The 16857-nt window shown below is 40.0% G+C and carries 15 protein-coding genes; 8 read left to right on the top strand and 7 right to left on the bottom strand.

The features are described from left to right. Positions 1-27: 27 nt before the first annotated feature. Genes AO498_RS14710 through AO498_RS14730 form a run of 5 tightly spaced genes read left to right on the top strand, consistent with a single transcriptional unit; the run spans position 28 to position 7079 of the window. On the top strand, positions 28-681 hold the full coding sequence (locus tag AO498_RS14710) for an MBL fold metallo-hydrolase (protein WP_067550547.1): 654 nt from the start codon (positions 28-30) through the stop codon (positions 679-681). Next, positions 678-1370 carry a CDP-diacylglycerol--serine O-phosphatidyltransferase gene (gene pssA / locus AO498_RS14715; RefSeq protein WP_067549323.1) on the top strand — a complete coding sequence of 231 codons (693 nt, stop codon included), beginning with the start codon at positions 678-680 and terminating at the stop codon, positions 1368-1370. Before AO498_RS14710 ends, pssA begins: the two co-directional genes overlap by 4 nt. Continuing rightward, complete coding sequence (porU, locus tag AO498_RS14720; RefSeq protein WP_082792258.1) at positions 1367-4597, top strand: type IX secretion system sortase PorU; 3231 nt, start codon at positions 1367-1369, stop codon at positions 4595-4597. The genes pssA and porU overlap by 4 nt, the downstream gene beginning before the upstream one ends. After that, positions 4594-5808 (top strand): type IX secretion system outer membrane channel protein PorV, encoded by a 1215-nt coding sequence (porV, locus tag AO498_RS14725; protein WP_067549329.1) that lies wholly within the window; start codon positions 4594-4596, stop codon positions 5806-5808. The genes porU and porV overlap by 4 nt, the downstream gene beginning before the upstream one ends. After that, positions 5808-7079, top strand: coding sequence for a M16 family metallopeptidase (locus AO498_RS14730; RefSeq protein ID WP_067549333.1), 1272 nt, complete (start codon positions 5808-5810; stop codon positions 7077-7079). The genes porV and AO498_RS14730 overlap by 1 nt, the downstream gene beginning before the upstream one ends. A 17-nt stretch (positions 7080-7096) precedes the next feature. Here the strand turns inward: AO498_RS14730 and AO498_RS14735 are convergent, their stop codons facing one another. The 3 genes from AO498_RS14735 to AO498_RS14745 are packed head-to-tail and all read right to left on the bottom strand — an operon-like array spanning position 7097 to position 9384. Then, complete coding sequence (locus tag AO498_RS14735) at positions 7097-8047, bottom strand: glycosyltransferase family 2 protein (RefSeq protein ID WP_082792259.1); 951 nt, start codon at positions 8045-8047, stop codon at positions 7097-7099. A 1-nt stretch (position 8048) separates the two neighbouring features. Beyond that, complete coding sequence (locus AO498_RS14740; protein ID WP_148660252.1) at positions 8049-9002, bottom strand: hypothetical protein; 954 nt, start codon at positions 9000-9002, stop codon at positions 8049-8051. After that, positions 8938-9384, bottom strand: coding sequence for a sugar 3,4-ketoisomerase (locus AO498_RS14745; protein WP_082792260.1), 447 nt, complete (start codon positions 9382-9384; stop codon positions 8938-8940). The genes AO498_RS14740 and AO498_RS14745 overlap by 65 nt, the downstream gene beginning before the upstream one ends. A 71-nt stretch (positions 9385-9455) precedes the next feature. On the opposite strand from AO498_RS14745, the gene AO498_RS14750 reads away from it, so the two are divergent. After that, positions 9456-10076: an IMPACT family protein gene (locus AO498_RS14750; RefSeq protein ID WP_067549339.1), complete on the top strand. Its 621-nt coding sequence runs from the start codon at positions 9456-9458 to the stop codon at positions 10074-10076. On the opposite strand, the gene AO498_RS14755 is transcribed toward AO498_RS14750, so the two are convergent. Genes AO498_RS14755 through AO498_RS14765 form a run of 3 tightly spaced genes read right to left on the bottom strand, consistent with a single transcriptional unit; the run spans position 10066 to position 13299 of the window. After that, complete coding sequence (locus AO498_RS14755) at positions 10066-10668, bottom strand: 3'-5' exonuclease (RefSeq protein ID WP_067549342.1); 603 nt, start codon at positions 10666-10668, stop codon at positions 10066-10068. The genes AO498_RS14750 and AO498_RS14755 overlap by 11 nt on opposite strands. Further along, entirely contained in the window at positions 10665-12122 is a 1458-nt protein-coding gene (nhaC, locus tag AO498_RS14760; protein ID WP_067549345.1) for a Na+/H+ antiporter NhaC, read from the bottom strand. Before nhaC ends, AO498_RS14755 begins: the two co-directional genes overlap by 4 nt. A 49-nt stretch (positions 12123-12171) precedes the next feature. After that, entirely contained in the window at positions 12172-13299 is a 1128-nt protein-coding gene (locus AO498_RS14765; RefSeq protein WP_067549348.1) for an NAD(P)/FAD-dependent oxidoreductase, read from the bottom strand. 75 nt (positions 13300-13374) lie between these two features. On the opposite strand from AO498_RS14765, the gene AO498_RS14770 reads away from it, so the two are divergent. Beyond that, positions 13375-13854, top strand: a complete 480-nt coding sequence (locus AO498_RS14770) for an Mpo1 family 2-hydroxy fatty acid dioxygenase (protein WP_067549351.1) — start codon at positions 13375-13377, stop codon at positions 13852-13854. 4 nt (positions 13855-13858) lie between these two features. Here AO498_RS14770 and AO498_RS14775 read toward each other — a convergent pair whose 3' ends face one another. Continuing rightward, positions 13859-16120 carry a patatin-like phospholipase family protein gene (locus AO498_RS14775; protein WP_067549354.1) on the bottom strand — a complete coding sequence of 754 codons (2262 nt, stop codon included), beginning with the start codon at positions 16118-16120 and terminating at the stop codon, positions 13859-13861. 207 nt (positions 16121-16327) lie between these two features. On the opposite strand from AO498_RS14775, the gene AO498_RS14780 reads away from it, so the two are divergent. Next, the gene (locus AO498_RS14780) at positions 16328-16819 is read left to right on the top strand and encodes a DUF4494 domain-containing protein (RefSeq protein ID WP_067549364.1); all 492 of its coding nucleotides are present in this window, start codon (positions 16328-16330) and stop codon (positions 16817-16819) included. Positions 16820-16857 lie beyond the last annotated feature (38 nt).

The following is a 16857-nucleotide window of genomic DNA, read 5'->3' on the forward strand; positions in this document are numbered from 1 at the left end:
TTTGTTGAGTTTTTGAAGACTTTTCCCATGATTCATATTAAGTCTTTCACCTTCAATCCTTTCCAGGAAAACACCTACTTGGTCTATACTGACTCAGGTGAGACTGCGATTATTGATCCTGGATGCCATACTGCGCAGGAACGAAGTGAAGTCCAAGAATTTATTACTTCCAACGGACTAAACCCGATCCTTCTTCTCAATACGCACTGTCACATCGATCATGTACTAGGAAATGCTTGGGTGAAAAAAAATTACAAGCTTGAACTATCCATTCACCCAGAAGAAGTGACTGTCCTAAAATCTGTCGAGGTGTATGCTCCAAATTATGGGTTTCACGGATTTGAACCGACCAAAGCAGATAATTATCTTCATGAAGGGGATTTAATTTCTCTTGGGAAGGATCAATTAAAAGTCCTATTTGTACCTGGACATGCGCCAGGCCATGTGGTGTTTTACCATGAGGGGTCTAAACAGGCCATCGTGGGAGACACACTATTTCGAGGAAGTATCGGGAGAACAGATTTACCCGGGGGAAATCATCAATTGCTTCTTCAAAAAATAAAATCTGAATTATTTACCCTGCCAGAAGAGGTGGTCCTATTTCCAGGACATGGTCCAGAGACTACCGTTGGGTATGAAAAATTGTATAACCCTTTCGTAGGACAACGAGCAATTCATTGAAAATCAAGTCTCAGCTTCCAAACACAATCACCTTACTCAATCTCGCATTTGGGGTGATCGGTATTATTCGGGTTTTGGATGGAAACATCCTTGAAGGAGCCGTTTTTATTCTGATTGCTGCCATATTGGATTTTTTGGATGGTTTTCTAGCCAGGATTCTCAAAGTTCAAAGTCCATTGGGAAAAGAATTAGATTCTTTGGCGGATGTGGTTTCATTTGGTGTATTACCTGGTGTGATTTTATTCCAACTTGCTCAATCCTCCACTGAGCAAATTTGGCTCCCGTATTTGACGCTAATTGTACCCATGCTCTCCGCTTACCGATTAGCAAAATTCAATTTGGATACTCGCCAACAGGATCGATTTATTGGATTACCGACCCCAGCAAATGCGTTGTTTATCAGTACCCTGCCCTATTTCGCTGCCTCTTGGCCTTTAGTTAGCCCGTGGATGGAATCTGTTTGGTTTAGTGTAGGTACAGCATGGATAATGAGTATCCTGCTCATTTCTGAGCTACCTCTAATCGCCTTGAAATTCAAGGATTTTAGTTTCAAGAAAAACAAGTTTAGATTTCTTTTGATCGGAATTTCTTTACCAATACTCATTTGGTTTCAATTGGGAGGCATCCCCTTGGTTATTCTATCGTATATTGGATTATCCATTTTAGAAAATAGTCTTGGAAGTACATGAGCATGGGATTGCGGGTAGTTATTTCACTGATATTATTTTTTGCAGTTGAACTCAGCCATGCGCAAAGCAATCTTTTTAAGTTTCCAATCACCGAAACAGGGATTTACAAAATCACTGCAAGCGAGGCAAATTCATTAGGGGTCCCACTGAATCAAATTGCCTTTTATGGATTCCCCGGAATGCTTCCTCAGGAATTGGACTCCATTCAGCTTCGACACCAAGAAATTCCAAGCCAGCTGGTCGGGAATGAAATTTGGGTCTTTTTAGTTGGTCCTCACCAAATAGAACTTAATGAAGGAACTCCCTTTTATACCCATCATATCTATTCGGATACCCTTCACTTTCTAATCGGGAAAAGCGAACAACCTAAGCGAGTTGATTTGCTAAATACCACTATTGATCCTGATTTTCCTTCATTTTTAGGATATCAATTCACCACACTGAAAGGAGAAAAAGTCAACCTCTTAAATTCAGGAAGAACTTGGTATTCTGATCCTATACGATCTGGCCAAAGTCTGAATTTCAATGTCCGGCTAAATGCCAATTCCAATTCTCCTTGGTTGATTTCCGGAAAATTGATGACCCAATCGATCAATTCTTCCACTATGCGGATCCTAACAGGAGATACGATTATTGAGGAGCTTGCTTTTGATCCGATTCCAAATACGACCTATGGGATCAAAGGACAAGAAGTACAATTCCAAACCCTATTTAACCCAACCAACCAAAGCCTCAGTCAAATCCGGCTAACTTTTCAAGGTCAAGGTGGAGCATCCGCAGGATATTTGGACTATTTAACCATTGGTATTCCTGTGAATGGCCAACAAGTTTCAGATGGATTGATCATCGGCAGTACATCAGGAAGTATTTCGCTTCAGTCTGATCAAAATGCTTGGGAAGTTTCCGATTTTTATCAACCCAAATCCATTGGTTTTGAATCTTCAAATGGTATAGGAACCAATTGGTTTGTATTCAAGAAAAGTGAAATTAAGTCCCTGACCAATTTCCAACCGGTCCTTCAAAAAGCTCGGGAGGTAGAGGAAGTTGAACTCCTGATCATCACTCATCCCCGATTACAATCTGCTGCAAACCGACTTCTTGCTCATAAAAAGGCAATTGGAATTTCTTCAGAAGTGCTCACTACAACTGAAATTTTTGATGGATTTGGTTATGGAAACCCCGATCTGACTGCGATCAGAAATTTTATCGCAACATCCTTTCACAAAGGCGCAAAGCTTCAAAACGTTTTGATTCTTGGAAAGGGCACTTTTGATTACAAAGGAATTTTGGGAGGAAGACCTAATTTGGTCCCAATATACACTAGCCGAAATAGTCTAAATCCACTCAACACCTATAGTTCGGATGATTATTTTGGGTTGCTTGACTGGGGGCAGGGAAAATGGGAAGAAAGCCGAGAAGGAGACGAACTGATGCAAATTGGCATCGGTAGAATTCCAGCTATTACCCTAGCCGAAGCAAATTCATTTGTAGATAAACTAATCGCCTATGAAAGCAGAGAATTTGACCTTTCTGCTTTCCCAAGTTTTACAGTTTTGGCCGATGATGGGGATAATGGTATCCACATGAGAGACTCTGAGGCGCATGCCAATTTTTTAAGATCCAATCATCCAGAAATCAAAGTTAACCCCCTATTTCTGGATCGCTTTGAGCAAACTAGCAACTCAGGAAGGCAATCCTCTGAGGCAGCAAAGAAGGCACTAGAAGCTCAATTGGACCAAGGGACCTTCATCCTCAACTATGTCGGCCATGGAAATGAAACCACATTAACTGCTGAAGAAATATTCACCGTAAGCGATATCGATAATTGGGCAAATCAATCAAATCCTGCGCTGTGGGTAACAGCAACGTGTGAGTTTGGACGACACGATAGTCCATTTATAAGATCTGCTGCGGAAGAACTTCTAATCCGTCCAGCCAAAGGTGCCATTGGATTATTAACCACCGGTCGACCTGTTTTTTCCAGTGTTAATTTTTCGCTGAACCAAGCTTTTGTCCAGGAAATTTTCAATGGTGGATTCGAGCCTCAAAATTTGGGTGAAGTATTTAAAAAAACGAAAAACAACAGTTTGAATGGAGTCTTAAACCGCAATTTTTCGCTGCTTGGTGATCCAAGTCTCCGGTTGCCATATCCTGAATTGAATATCTCAATAAAAGACATTTCAGAAGCTCAGTCTGGGAAATCCAAGGACACCTTGTCTGCCTTTCAACCATACCTCATAACAGCAGAAATTATAGATCCTTTATCTGGGGCCTTGAATATTGGATTTAATGGCAATTACAAAATTGAAATTCGAGGCGAGGCAATTCCAAACCAAACACTTGGAGATGAAAATAGTCCCTTTGACTTTTTGGAAGAAAAAGTCCTGCTATTCCAGGGATCAGGTATGGTCTCTGAAGGAATTATAAAAGCTTCAATTAAAATACCTGGCGGGTTTGAAGATCTCCTCTCAATGGCAAATATTCGGATTCTTGCCTGGAATTCAGATTCAAAGACAAGAGCATTAGGCCTAAAGAGTATTGAGATTAAGGATGAAATAAAGCCAAACGAGCCCGGAGAAGGACCTCAAATACAAATTAAAGTTGAAGATAAAGATCAAGCACCCTTTGTTTTTTCTAGTCCTAGATTAACAATCGAAGCCCATTTTTCAGATCCAGATGGGATTCAGATTTCAGGTTTGAACCCGGAACAAAATTTAGAAATTAAGCTAAACGATCAGGACCCGATCATTCTAAACGAGAATTTTGTTGCTACAAATGGATCCTTTTCGGAAGGAAAAATTGAAATTTCATTAGATGGATTTGAGGAAGGTCTGAATACAATTGAAATTTCAGCTTGGGACATTTTAGGCAATGGAAATTCTGTTACTGCACCAGTAGAAATACTAGGTAGTAATCGGCTTCAAATCCTTACTCATAAAGTATTTCCAAATCCATCCAGTATAGAAAGCCATTTTGAGGTAACACACAATAGACCCGGAGAAAATATCAACCTGACTTTAGAGGTTTTTTCACTGACTGGAAAAATACTATTTTCGGAAACCAAACGTTTTGTGAAAGCCTCCAAAGAGCTAAATGACTTGAGCTGGATTTTTTTCCAAACTCAGGCAAATTATCCAGCAAAAGGAACTTATATTTACAAATTGTCACTTGAATCAGAATCAGACAACACCTTCGATTCGGCAAGTGGAAAACTAGTGATTCAATGAACAAAAAAGCCGCCCAAATCTTTAAAAACTCACTTTGCGTAGTTTTTGCATTGGCTACTTTTTCTTCCTTCGCACAAAATAGTGTGATCATTTCCGGTCAGGATCCTAACCGTAGGGTTATTACTACTGCCGTACCTTTTTTGAATTTCGCACCAGATAGCAGACACTCAGCCATGGGCGATGTCGGAGCGGCTACCACTCCTGACGCATACTCAGCACATTGGAATGCTGGAAAGCTTGCCTTTATCAAAGAAGATCTTGGCTTTTCCCTTTCTTACTCACCGTGGTTAGGAAAGCTAGTCAATGACATGTCGCTCAGCTATTTGACTGGCTTTAAGAAAATCGACGAAAATTCTGCCTGGGGTTTTGATTTGAGATATTTCAATATGGGAGATATTCAACTAACCGATGGTAGAGGCAATGAATTGGGAGAATTTAACCCGCGTGATTTTGCACTAGGGACTACTTATTCCAGAAAATTATCTCAAAACTTAGGCCTTGGGGTTTCAGCCAGATTTATCTATTCAAACCTATCGGGCAACATTTCTTCAGCGGGTGGAGCAGAAGCAAAACCAGGTGTCTCTGTGGGAGCAGATATCGGACTTTATTATCAAAAATCCACCTTTGTGGGCACGAAAGAAGGCGTGTGGTCATGGGGACTTGTATTGTCTAACATTGGTCCAAAAATTACCTATAATAGTGCTGAAGATCTCGACTACATTCCAACAAACTTTAGAATCGGAACTGCCTATAAAATCAATTTCAATGAGCTAAGTTCAATCAGCTTTAGCTTGGATTTAAATAAATTGATGGTGCCTACGCCTCCAATTTACAGAACAAATGAAGATGGAACTTTGGCGACTGATGACAATGGAAACCTCATTATTGAGCAGGGATCTGATCCTGATCGTCCATTGATTTCAGGAATTTTTGGTTCATTTTCAGATGCTCCGGGTGGATTTGAGGAAGAAATTAAAGAGTTCACTGTTTCATTTGGAGCCGAATATTTATTCGCTGAAAAATTCGCCTTCCGGTCCGGTTACTTTTATGAAAACCAGAGTAAAGGCGGTAGAAAATACTTTACTGTAGGTGCTGGAATGAAAATTAAAAATCTTGGAATTGACTTCTCTTATCTAGTTCCACAGATTCAAAACCACCCACTTGCAGAAACGCTAAGATTCTCGGTTCATTACACGATTCCACAAAATTAATGTCAGTTGATCGAAGCAAGGCTCCAGGGTTTTATTTACCGGAGTCTTTTGATCTTACTCCGCCTGTTTCAGGCACGACTGCCACAGGTGTCTCGGTATTTTTCTTTCCTACACCTGGCATCGAGGCTGTTAAAATTGAGGTGGTGGGTCAAAGCTCCAGACACTTTTTACCCATTGACCAGCAACTTGTCCCGTCCTTTACTTTACAAATGCTTCAGGAAGGGACTCGAACGAAGTCGGATGCAGAGATTGCTAATTACTTGGATTTCCATGCCTCAGAGATTAGTAATCATCTCAGCTACACACAGGAAGGCATTCAACTGGTAAGCACCAAAAAACATCTATCCGAAGTACTCCCCATATTTCTCGATCTTTTCACAGAATGTACATTTCCGGATTCAATTCTTGAAAAAAGAAAGACTCAACGAAAGCTTAGCCTTCAATTAGAACGAGAAAAAAACGCCTCAAGAGCAAGTGTCTTATTTAGAAAAGCACTCTTTGGGGATTCCCATCACTATGGTGCAGTGGTGATTCCTGAACAGGTCGACCTGATCGATTCCACAACCTTGAGACACTATTACAATCAAAACCTTTGGACTAATCTGACAGTCTTTGTGGCAGGAAATCTCAACTCTGGAGAATTTAAACAATTGGTTAAAGACTTTTCCAAAATCCCGAATCGAGCTAAATCGATCAAAAGTTATATCCAACCTCCAGCCACTGTTCATAAAATCCATGAAGAAAGAGCTAACTCCGTTCAGACTAGTATCCGATTAGGATCTTGGAGTGTCTCTAAAACACATGCTGATTTTCAAGCCTTATCCGTTTTCAACACGATGTTAGGAGGATATTTTGGGTCTAGGTTGATCAAAAATATCCGTGAAGATAAAGGCCATACCTATGGAATCTCTTCCCATTTGGTCGAAATAGGAGACTTCAATTATTGGGTAATCGGAGCAGATGTGGAAAAGAGTAAAACTTCATTGGTCATCGACGAGATTCATCAAGAAATTCAGCGACTCGTTAATGAGCCCATTCCTATGGATGAACTAGAAACAGTTCGAAATTACCTCCTAGGACAGCTTCTATCAAGATTTAGCAGTTCATTTGAATTAATTGACCGATTCCGAGCTGTCCATGATTCTGGACTTGACTTCGGTTATTACCACGAAAAATTCGACTTTCTGAAAAAATTCACTGCTGAACAATTACAAGAAGTAGGCAAAAAGTATTTTTCTGAAAATACACCAGTTGAAGTAACTGTTGGGTAATCTTTCTTTTGCTTGTTTCACTTTAAAAGTGAATAAAGCCAGGATATGTCCCAATGCTTTTTCCCCCAAAGTTTAAAAAGAGAAAATCGAAGATTTTTTATACCAAGCTGACGACCAAGTTGGATTAGCTCTTTCGCAGGTTCAAAGTTGGCTGACCAAAGTGCATGTTTTAATTCATACATGATTCGTTCTTGAAGTGCCAAATTTTCCTCTGGAAGCTGATTTTGGTTTAAGATTTTGGAACAGACCTTCACCGTACTCGGTAACATTTTAGACTGATATCGCTTGTATTGCCCAGCTGACATCGAGCTTTGATGGACCCGTTTGACAATTCCGATATGGTCCGAAAAAAGAATTGGATACTTTCTGGCCAGCCTAATCTGAATATCAAAGTCTTCATAGTAAAGCGTTTCATCATATCCACCTTCTTTCCTTAAAATTTGAGCATTAAAAACCACCGTTGCAGAGCAAATGGTATTTCTACGAATCAATGTTTCGTAGATGTTAGCTAATTCCAATTGCTCAGTTAATTCACCGGAATAATTCCGCTTGTAAAAGGTCCGAACCTCTCCCCGATCATCTAATAAATGAGCGTCTGAAAAGACAAATGCTGCTTCCGGAAATTTCCTGAGTCGATCCACAGAATGGGAAATATGGTCAGGATAAAGCACATCATCTCCTGATAAGTCAACGATGTACATGCCTTCAGTTTGGGCTAATAGTTCGTTGAAAAGTCTGCAGTACGGCTGAGAATCCTGATAATAGACTGTTTTAATAGAAAGGTAAACGGATTGCTCTTTGACCCAGTTTTGAATTTTTTGAGGTGTATCATCAGTACTTCCATTATCAACGACGATCAATTCCTTATTGTAATAATCTTGAAGTTTGACACTCTCCAAGGCTTCATGAATCCACTCGCTGTGGTTATAAGCAATGCATATAATTGAAACCTTCCCTGATTCGATCATCCTAAAAAGTCTTTTCCCAAGTTATCTTGTTACTAATATCGTTTGAAAATCGGGATTTAAAGAACATCAAACTATCATTTATATGGCCTTCCGATTCGGAAGATCCAAAATCCACCGAATCTACTTTTTCGTCCTTGGCCAATTTCAATAATCCTAGCACGAGTAATTCTCCTAAATTTTTGAATTGACTTTTGGAATCAAAGGCAGACAAAAAGTAATAGACCGTATAGGAAGTCAATTTGACTGCTACTGCATGTGCTAGCGAGACCTCGCCCGAAGTGATTGAAATTTGAAAATACCGCTCCGGAAATAAGGAAACTTGATCGATCAATCGATTGGCATCCCAGGTCATTGGATATCCCTTTTGAGAGTTCCAAAGTTCAATTTCCTGAAGAAAACTAAAATTCAAGATCTTGCCATAGTGAAGTTTCAACTGGTTTTCTCCTGCTTTTTTTAACAAGCGATCTGCCTGATCACGAAATACTTTTTTGATTTCCTTTCTCCCAAAAAGGATTTGATGGGTATGAATCGAGTGAATCTGATATCCATTTTTAAAAAATATATTATTTATCAAATCAGCCTTGCTTTCGTATGGAAACGGGGCCTGCATGATTTGAACTGATCGAATCCCCCTTGATTTCAAGGCAGTTTCGACATCCTTTATAAATTGATCAAACCCAAAAAAGCTTTCAATAAAGAACCCTCCAAAAGGGCAAAAAGGCAGAGAGACCGCTTTTTCATTTTGGTCAAAACTGAATGCGATTACCCCTCTTATCTTTCCATTTTTAATCCAGCGATATTCTTCATGAGGAGATTCATCACCCAAGGAATATCCTTGAAGGAAATAATCTCTTTTAGTGTTTAAGGCCGGAACAATTTGCAATTCCAATTCACTCACGATACAATCGTTGAAGTTTTTTAAAGTCATCCCATAAGCGGATGTAATCTGATTCATCAAATGAACGATCTGAAAGTCCGAGTAGAACTCCACCTCCTCCAAAGCTCACCTTAACCCAATTAAGGGGCGGAACTAATAATCCCTTACCCGGATGATCAAGGGTAAATTCATTCGAACTCCCATCGATCCCTTCCACAGTTATTTTCAATTGCCCAGAAAGACAAACCAAAACTTGAACTTCCTCCCGGTGAGCATGTTGACCTCGGAATTCCCCTAAACTTACCTGAGTAATCCAAAAGCAACGCTGAATTCCATTTGGAAACAAATCTTTGTCATCCCAATAATGCAGCATCCCTTCTTTGCTTACGACTCCCTCTATGGATACAAGCGAAGCCGGTTGGAATAGCGAAAAATTATTGGGAGATGTTAATACCTTCATCAAGGACTAAATTAAATCAATTCGTGTGAACAGGAAATGAGCAAAAAGTTAATTTTCTAATTTTGCATGACATGGTAGACCCGACAAATCCAAGTTCCGACTCTTTTTTGACTTTGGCTTCACCCACCTCAGGATTATATAAGGATCGAGGCAGTAAATTTCTCTACTTTGCTTTTCCCGTTTCTGACGAAGAAGAGATTAAGCTTAAACTAGCCGAACTGCGAAAAACGTATTATGACGCCACCCACCATTGCTATGCCTGGATTTTAGGGACGCGAGGAGATCAATTTCGAGCCAATGATGATGGAGAACCTAACCATTCCGCTGGAGATCCAATTCTAGGACAAATCCGGTCTTTTGGCCTTTCCCATACCCTTGTCGTTGTAGTTCGGTATTTTGGAGGTACCAAACTGGGGGTGAGTGGACTTATTCAAGCTTATAAAAATTCGGCTTTTGAAGCTCTTCAGGGAGCAGAAATTATTCGAAAGTGGGAAATGGCCGAATTGAAAATTCGATTCCCTTACCTCTTGATGAATGATGTCATGAAGATCATTAAGCAAGACTCCCTAGATATCAAATCTCAAGAATTGGAACTTAATTGCCTTTTTAAACTCGAATTTAGATCTGGTCTTTTGAGTGAAATCAGTGAAAAATTCAGTTCCCTTGATGGGCTTGAGCTAATTACCTATTAAATAAAGAATCTAGCATCCCCTCCTCTTGCAAGACCTGAAACACCTCCACACAGGCCCAAGCATCCGTGGCTGCGTAGCGAAGCTGCTTTTCGGTCAATGTTTCTGCCTCCCAATTGGATACTTGCTCTGATTTTGAAATCCGCATTTTCAGAACCATCCCACAAAGGTTTCTAACCCCCACATTATGGAAGCCCACTTTTTTAAGCTCATCATTTAAATCGAAAAATGATTGCGGGTAAAAAGAATCAGTAAGTTTTCGCAAAGCTTTGATATCATCGTGCACTGCTGCGCCTATTTTCAAAAGATTCTCTTTTTCTAATAAGCTTCTCAAAGGATCCGGAAAGCCAATCTTATTCAATCGAAATACAAAAGCCTGCTCGCGGGTGGAAAGCTGAAGTAAAGAGACATGATTAAACTGACCTTTTCGAAATGATGGTTTAGTTTCAGTATCAAATCCAATCATTCCCTGATCTTCCAAAAAATCTACTGCTTCTTCTACCTGATCTGGCTCATCAATCAAATAGATTTTGCCATCAAACTGACCCAAGGGAAGCTCATTGAGCTCATCTTTGGTAATACTAAATGGAATCATACTTCCTCTGCTTCCTCTTCGATATAATTAATCCCGATTTTCAAATATCCATACAAGATGGTCATAAACGGGCTGATGATATTAAAAAAACAATAAGGTGCGTAAACTAGAGTGGCAACCCCAAGTACTGAAGCTTGAGTCGCCCCGCAGGTATTCCATGGAACAAGCACTGAGGTTACTGTTGCCGAGTCCTCTAAAGTTCGGCTAAGATTCTCAGGCTTTAATCCTCGCTTTCGATATACATCCGCATACATTCTTCCCGGCACCAAAATAGCCAAATATTGATCTGAGGTGGTGATGTTGAAGAAAATACAAGTGGCTGCCGTCGAAGCGATTAAAGAACCCACCTTATGAACCTTTTGAATTACAGCTTCTGCCATGACTCGTAACATCCCACTTTCCTCCATGATCCCTCCAAATGCCATCGCACACAAAATCAACCAAATAGTATCTAGCATGCCTGCCATTCCTCCTGTCACCAACAACTCATTTACAACGTCATTTTCAGTAACTACACTAATCTCTCCATAAAGCGCCATCATCACCGATTTGAAATTCAAATACAAGGAAGATCCCGATTCGGCAGCTACTTCTGAAATAATCTCCGGTTGAAAAATCACAGCAAAAACACCTCCTAACAAGGCCCCGGCAAGTAAGGCTGGAACTGCTGGAACTTTTCGAACGATCATAATCAACACCAATCCAGGAACTACAAACAACCATGGAGTGACATTGAATTTGGATTGAATAACCTCTGAAATCACCTTCACATCATCAACACTGCCCGAAGTAGTATAATTGATCCCAATCACTCCAAACAGAATCAAGGTGATAATCATGGACGGTGTGGTGGTTTTTGCCATATATCGAATATGGGTAAACAAATCAGTACCTGCCATGGCTGGAGCTAGATTGGTCGTATCAGAAAGTGGGGACATTTTGTCTCCAAAATAGGCTCCAGAAATAATGGAACCTGCAATGATTCCTTCCTCAAATCCAAGTGCTTTTCCAATTCCTAACAAGGCCACCCCTACCGTAGCCACTGTCGTCCAACTACTTCCCGTTGCCACAGAAACGACTGCACTGATGAAGCATGCCGCTATCAAAAAGACTTCTGCATTAAGAACTTTTAGACCATAATAGATCATTGAAGGTACGATACCGCTGAGTAGCCATGTCCCGGCTAGTGCTCCAATCAAAAAAAGTATCAGAATACTCCCCATGGCAGAACTGATACTTTTGACAATTCCATCTTGAAGTGTTTCCCAGGAGTAACCCAATCTAAAAATGGCCACAAAAGAAGCCACCATCGCGGAGAGAATCAATACGATTTGATTAGATCCAGATAAGCCATCTGTCCCGAAAACCTTGATGTTGATGATCAATAAAACAATTAAAAAAATCAGCGGGATGAGTGCATCCCAGACTTTGGGGACCTTCGGAATTCCTTTCATTCAATAATTTTTCACCAGTTAGAAGCCTTGAATCTAATAAAAAAACCCTTTACAACTCTGACAAAATAGAGGAAAGGTCTTTGCCTACTTCCCAACCAATCGCCACACCCATACCTCCCAATCGTACTCCTACCGCTGTTTTGCTACCAATGGGTTCGAGAATTGGAACCTTCTTTTTCCCAAATGCCATGATTCCTGTCCATTCTTTTTCCCAAACTACCTTTCGGAATGGGAAAATAATTTCATCGGCAATCTGAGTGAGATAAGCACGGATTTTCGGATTGACTTCAAATTCAGTTGTTTTTTCAGTAGAAAAATCCTGATTTCTACCTCCTCCCAACAGTAGACGACCATCCACCTCCCGGAAATAGACATAGCCTTTGTCATAATGAAAAGTCCCCTTCCAAGGAAATTCCATACCTAATTGCTCACTAACCAACACCAAACCCCTCCCCGGCTCGAGTTCTGCCTTGGGCCAGATTTTTTGTGTGAAAGCATTGGTACAAATCGCAATTTTTCCAGCTTTTAATTCACTCAAGGTCTTTTGAAAACCGGTAGTAACTAGAACTTTTCCCTCATTGGGTTCAACTTCCAAGACTTCAGAACCCGTCAATAGTTGGATTCCTAGTTGAGAAGCTTTTTGCCAAAGTGAAAGCAGGTAAGCCCCAGGATCCAATTCTCCTTCGAATCGATTTTTCACAATGGCTTTTACACCTTCCGAAAAACCCAACATCTCAGGTTGTTTAACTAAGGAAAAAACCTTTTTCTCAAAAATGGAAGACAACAATGCATTCATGTGTTCGAGCTGATCAAGAGCTTCCAATTGATCTTTTTGAATCAACTCAAAACCTCCAGAAGGCACATACCGGAGGGATTTATCCCCAAAGACTTTTCTGATTTGGGTAAGTCCTCGGTAACGCTTTTCAACTAAAGCGAGCACCTCTGACTGGGTCATATGCCACAAATCATCCAAAATCTCGGTCAGACTCCCAAAACAAGCAAAGCCGGCATTTTTGGTTGAAGCTCCAGTTGGAAACAGCCCTCGTTCTAAAATCAATACACCAGCCTTGGGGAATTTTTCTTTAAAATGGATGGCCGTTGAAAACCCCGTAAATCCTGCTCCTACCACAATCAAATCGTAATTGAAAAAATTCTTCTGTTCCCAATAGCTAAACATCTTATCTCAGGTATTTTGATTTATTGAAGAGTTATCTAATTTGGTTCGAAACTAGTGGAATTAAACCCAAAAAACATGAGAAAAATCGATTCATTACTGGAAGAATACGGAGAAAGTCATCAAAATCCGACCAATAAACTGATTCATTGGTTTTGCGTCCCTGCTATTTTTTTCAGCATCGTAGGCCTAATTTTCAGCATTCCCTCTGGCTTTATTGCAGAAATGCTTCCTTTTTTAGAAGGTTTCGCCAATTGGGCAACGATACTCTTGGTGATCGTTTTGATTTATTACCTATCGCTATCTGTTCCCCTTACCCTCGGCATGGCAGTTTTTTCGGTTATCTGTCTTGCCGTAGCCAATTCTCTTCAAATCATGTTACCTGGTAGACTTTGGTTAATCAGTCTCGCGATTTTTGTAATCGCATGGATTATTCAATTCTATGGTCATAAAGTGGAAGGAAAAAAGCCATCCTTCTTCAAGGATGTCCAATTTTTGCTGATTGGCCCAGCATGGCTAATGCACTTTATTTATAAAAAAGCAGGCATTTCTTACTAATCATTCAATCAGGTCGATTTTCAAAAGTCGACCTGATTTTTTCTATGGCACTCTGATTTGCGGGTGTATAAATACTTTCCAAAATAGATTTCTTTTCGCGAGCCGTTAGCCTCCAGTTGAGCGAGGCACGCTGCATTACCTCCTGAGAACCGGTCAATTCTTCCAATTGAACCTTCTCTGGAGCATATTCAAATTCTACGCGATCAATTTGAAATGGCATGGATTCGGCCATGTAGTTGAATAATACCTCGTTTTGAATAGTCTGAACATTATCCCAATTGGAATAAATGTTTTTCAGAGGGGTAAAAATTTTCTCCAAAATCCGGGGAGGCTCAGTAGAAGGAATTTCTAGGTTTTTTTCAGAATCTCTAATCGTGATCAATAGAACACCGCTGGTGTTTTCTCGGATCCAATCCTGAAACACATACATAAAACGCAGAGCGTCTTGAACCCCGAAATTATCAGAAAGCCCCGTGTCCATGGTTTCCATGACTGGATTGGAAGGAAGCTGCACGTTGGGAGTTATAAACGGAAATGTCGCAGACATCCGAAGCGCCGATAAAAATCGAAGGTTTTGAGGATCGTGATTTTTAAAAAATCGAACGAAGTCAATGCTTTGCCTTTTCTCATTCGGAAGTTTACCCAATCTTGAGGAGCCAAGGTAAGACATCGAGTGTGGAGAAATAATCAACTTTCGACCATCATTGGTCACCAAAGTGGTCACGGGCATGAGCGGAATTTTAGCAGCAAATTCAACCTCCCGATAGGAGCCGATCGGTTTATCCAAAACACCAAGCGTATTTAAATTAAACTGATGCTCAAAAGCATACCCCCTGTCCTTCAAATATTTTCTTCCTCCGTATTCAAACTTTTGATTTCTAATTAATAAATCATTGACCAGCATGGTAAAAATGATCGGGTTAAGATTATCTGCGGAAATTTGATCCTGATAGATGGCATTGGAAAGATCCAGCGAGGAATCTGTTTGGGATCGAAGGAAAAGTTCTCTAAAAAAAGCTTCACCCAATACTCCACCGGAAGCCCCCGTATACATCAGCGTATGTTGGGTAACCTTCCCCTGTTTGATTTGGTGAATTTCCTGAAGCACCCGAAAAGTCCATAATGCGGCACGCTGACCACCTCCACTTGCTGCTACTAGAACCAACTTTGGAAGAGAATCTTCTGAGAATTTAGATTTCCAATTTGCAAGAATTTGCAAGGTGTTTTCCTGGTCTTTTTGAATGGTATCTGGATGAGTAAGTGAATCCAAACGAGCTAAATTGTAGGGAGTTGGAGCTATAGAATAGTCTAACCCAAAAGCCTCATGTGGTCTATTTAAAAAGGAAAAATTAGAGAAGTAGTTTCCAAAGAAAATCAAAACCAACACCGTTACAGTTGCCCAGTTTCTCAACCAAAAGCTCAAAGCGCCCACCACCATCACCAAAATCGCCAATAGAAGTGTGGCACTCATGGCTGCGGGGAATTGAAGTATTTCCTTTTCCTTAAAAAACCCTAGAAATAAAACTAAAGCAATCAATCCCAATTGAATCAGAAACAAATTCAAATGATTTTGGTCAAAAACCTTTAACAATTTCTGGGCTTCAAATCGAGAAATATCCGGTCTAACAGGCTGCAATTTTAAATTTAAGCCTAAGTAAAAATGCACCTCGTCTTTCCGCTTTTTCAGATCCTTATATCTACCCAAAATGGTAGCACGGGTAAATCTAACCTTCCGAAGTCTCTTATCTAGGGTCCCCGCAAAAAGAATAAAGAAATCTTTATTGGTAAAGGCAAAATACCCGAAAATCAAGGTATAAGTTAAAATACTCCCAAGGGAAAATCCTCCAAAATACTCCCATATCAGTCTGGGTTCAGAAAGGTCATTATTGAGCTGAAAATGGATAAATTTTAGCGTGTAAATCAGATAAAATACAAATGGGATAATCGAATTATTGATACAAAAATGAATGAATGGCTTTGGTATCACCGCTAAAAACCGGAATTGTCGACCATCCATCATGTAAGTAGTCATGTGAAACGCCATCGTCAAAATGGCCAAACCCACTCCCATCAATCCGAAGCTTATCCAAGAGGTCTGATGCAAGTATTCAGGATCTAAAAACAAAAAAGGAATCCCTAAAACCACTCCAAATTGCTCCAAAACAATTCCGATCAGCAAGAGGTAAACAGCGATCAAGGCAATGTTTTTTCTCAAATGGAGGAGAAAAAGCTGAATTGGAAAACTCAAAATAAACTTTTCTGTCATGGGAATTGGAAAAGATTCAAGTTAGAAGTTTCGCTTTTCCCCAAAAATGAAATCCTTAAAAAAAGAACAATTAATCCGAATCATTTTTTAGCAAATTGAAATTCAATCACTTGAAATCCAATTTAAGTTCGGGATCAAATTTATGCCACGAATCAGGCAAAGGATTGAATGTGAATCGGTACCTTCGGGATTCATAAACTGATAAAAATGAGAACTTGGTTTTTGTGTAAAGTAAAATATGCAAAGGAGACAGAGGAAGGTCTTCTAAAAAGTATTTCTGAGCAGTACTTGGTAGATGCAGTATCATTTACTGAAGCGGAGGCAATTTTATATGATCGTTTGGGCTCCCAGATTAGAGGGGATTTTCAAGTCACAGGAATCAGCAAAAGCAATATCGTAGATGTATTTTTCTTTGAAGATGCGGATATCTGGCATAAGTGTAAGGTGACCTACCTTGTTGCAGACGGAGATTCTGGAAAAGAAAAAAAAGTCACTCAATACATGATCGTGACAGCCGAAGATGTCAAGCAAGCCTATGATCGTATTCAAGAAAGCTTGAGCAATATGCTGGTGAGCTTCCGAGTTCCAGACATTACTGAAAGCCCAATTGTTGAAGTTTTCCCATTTGAGCGAGATGAACCTGTAGATAGCCTGCCGCCTGGAAATTTCAGACCAGTAAATCAAGAAGATGAAGAATAAACGAAAAGCCGGATTTTATATCCGGCTTTTCGTTTATT

Source organism: Algoriphagus sanaruensis (assembly GCF_001593605.1).
GTDB classification, from domain to species: Bacteria; Bacteroidota; Bacteroidia; order Cytophagales; family Cyclobacteriaceae; genus Algoriphagus; species Algoriphagus sanaruensis.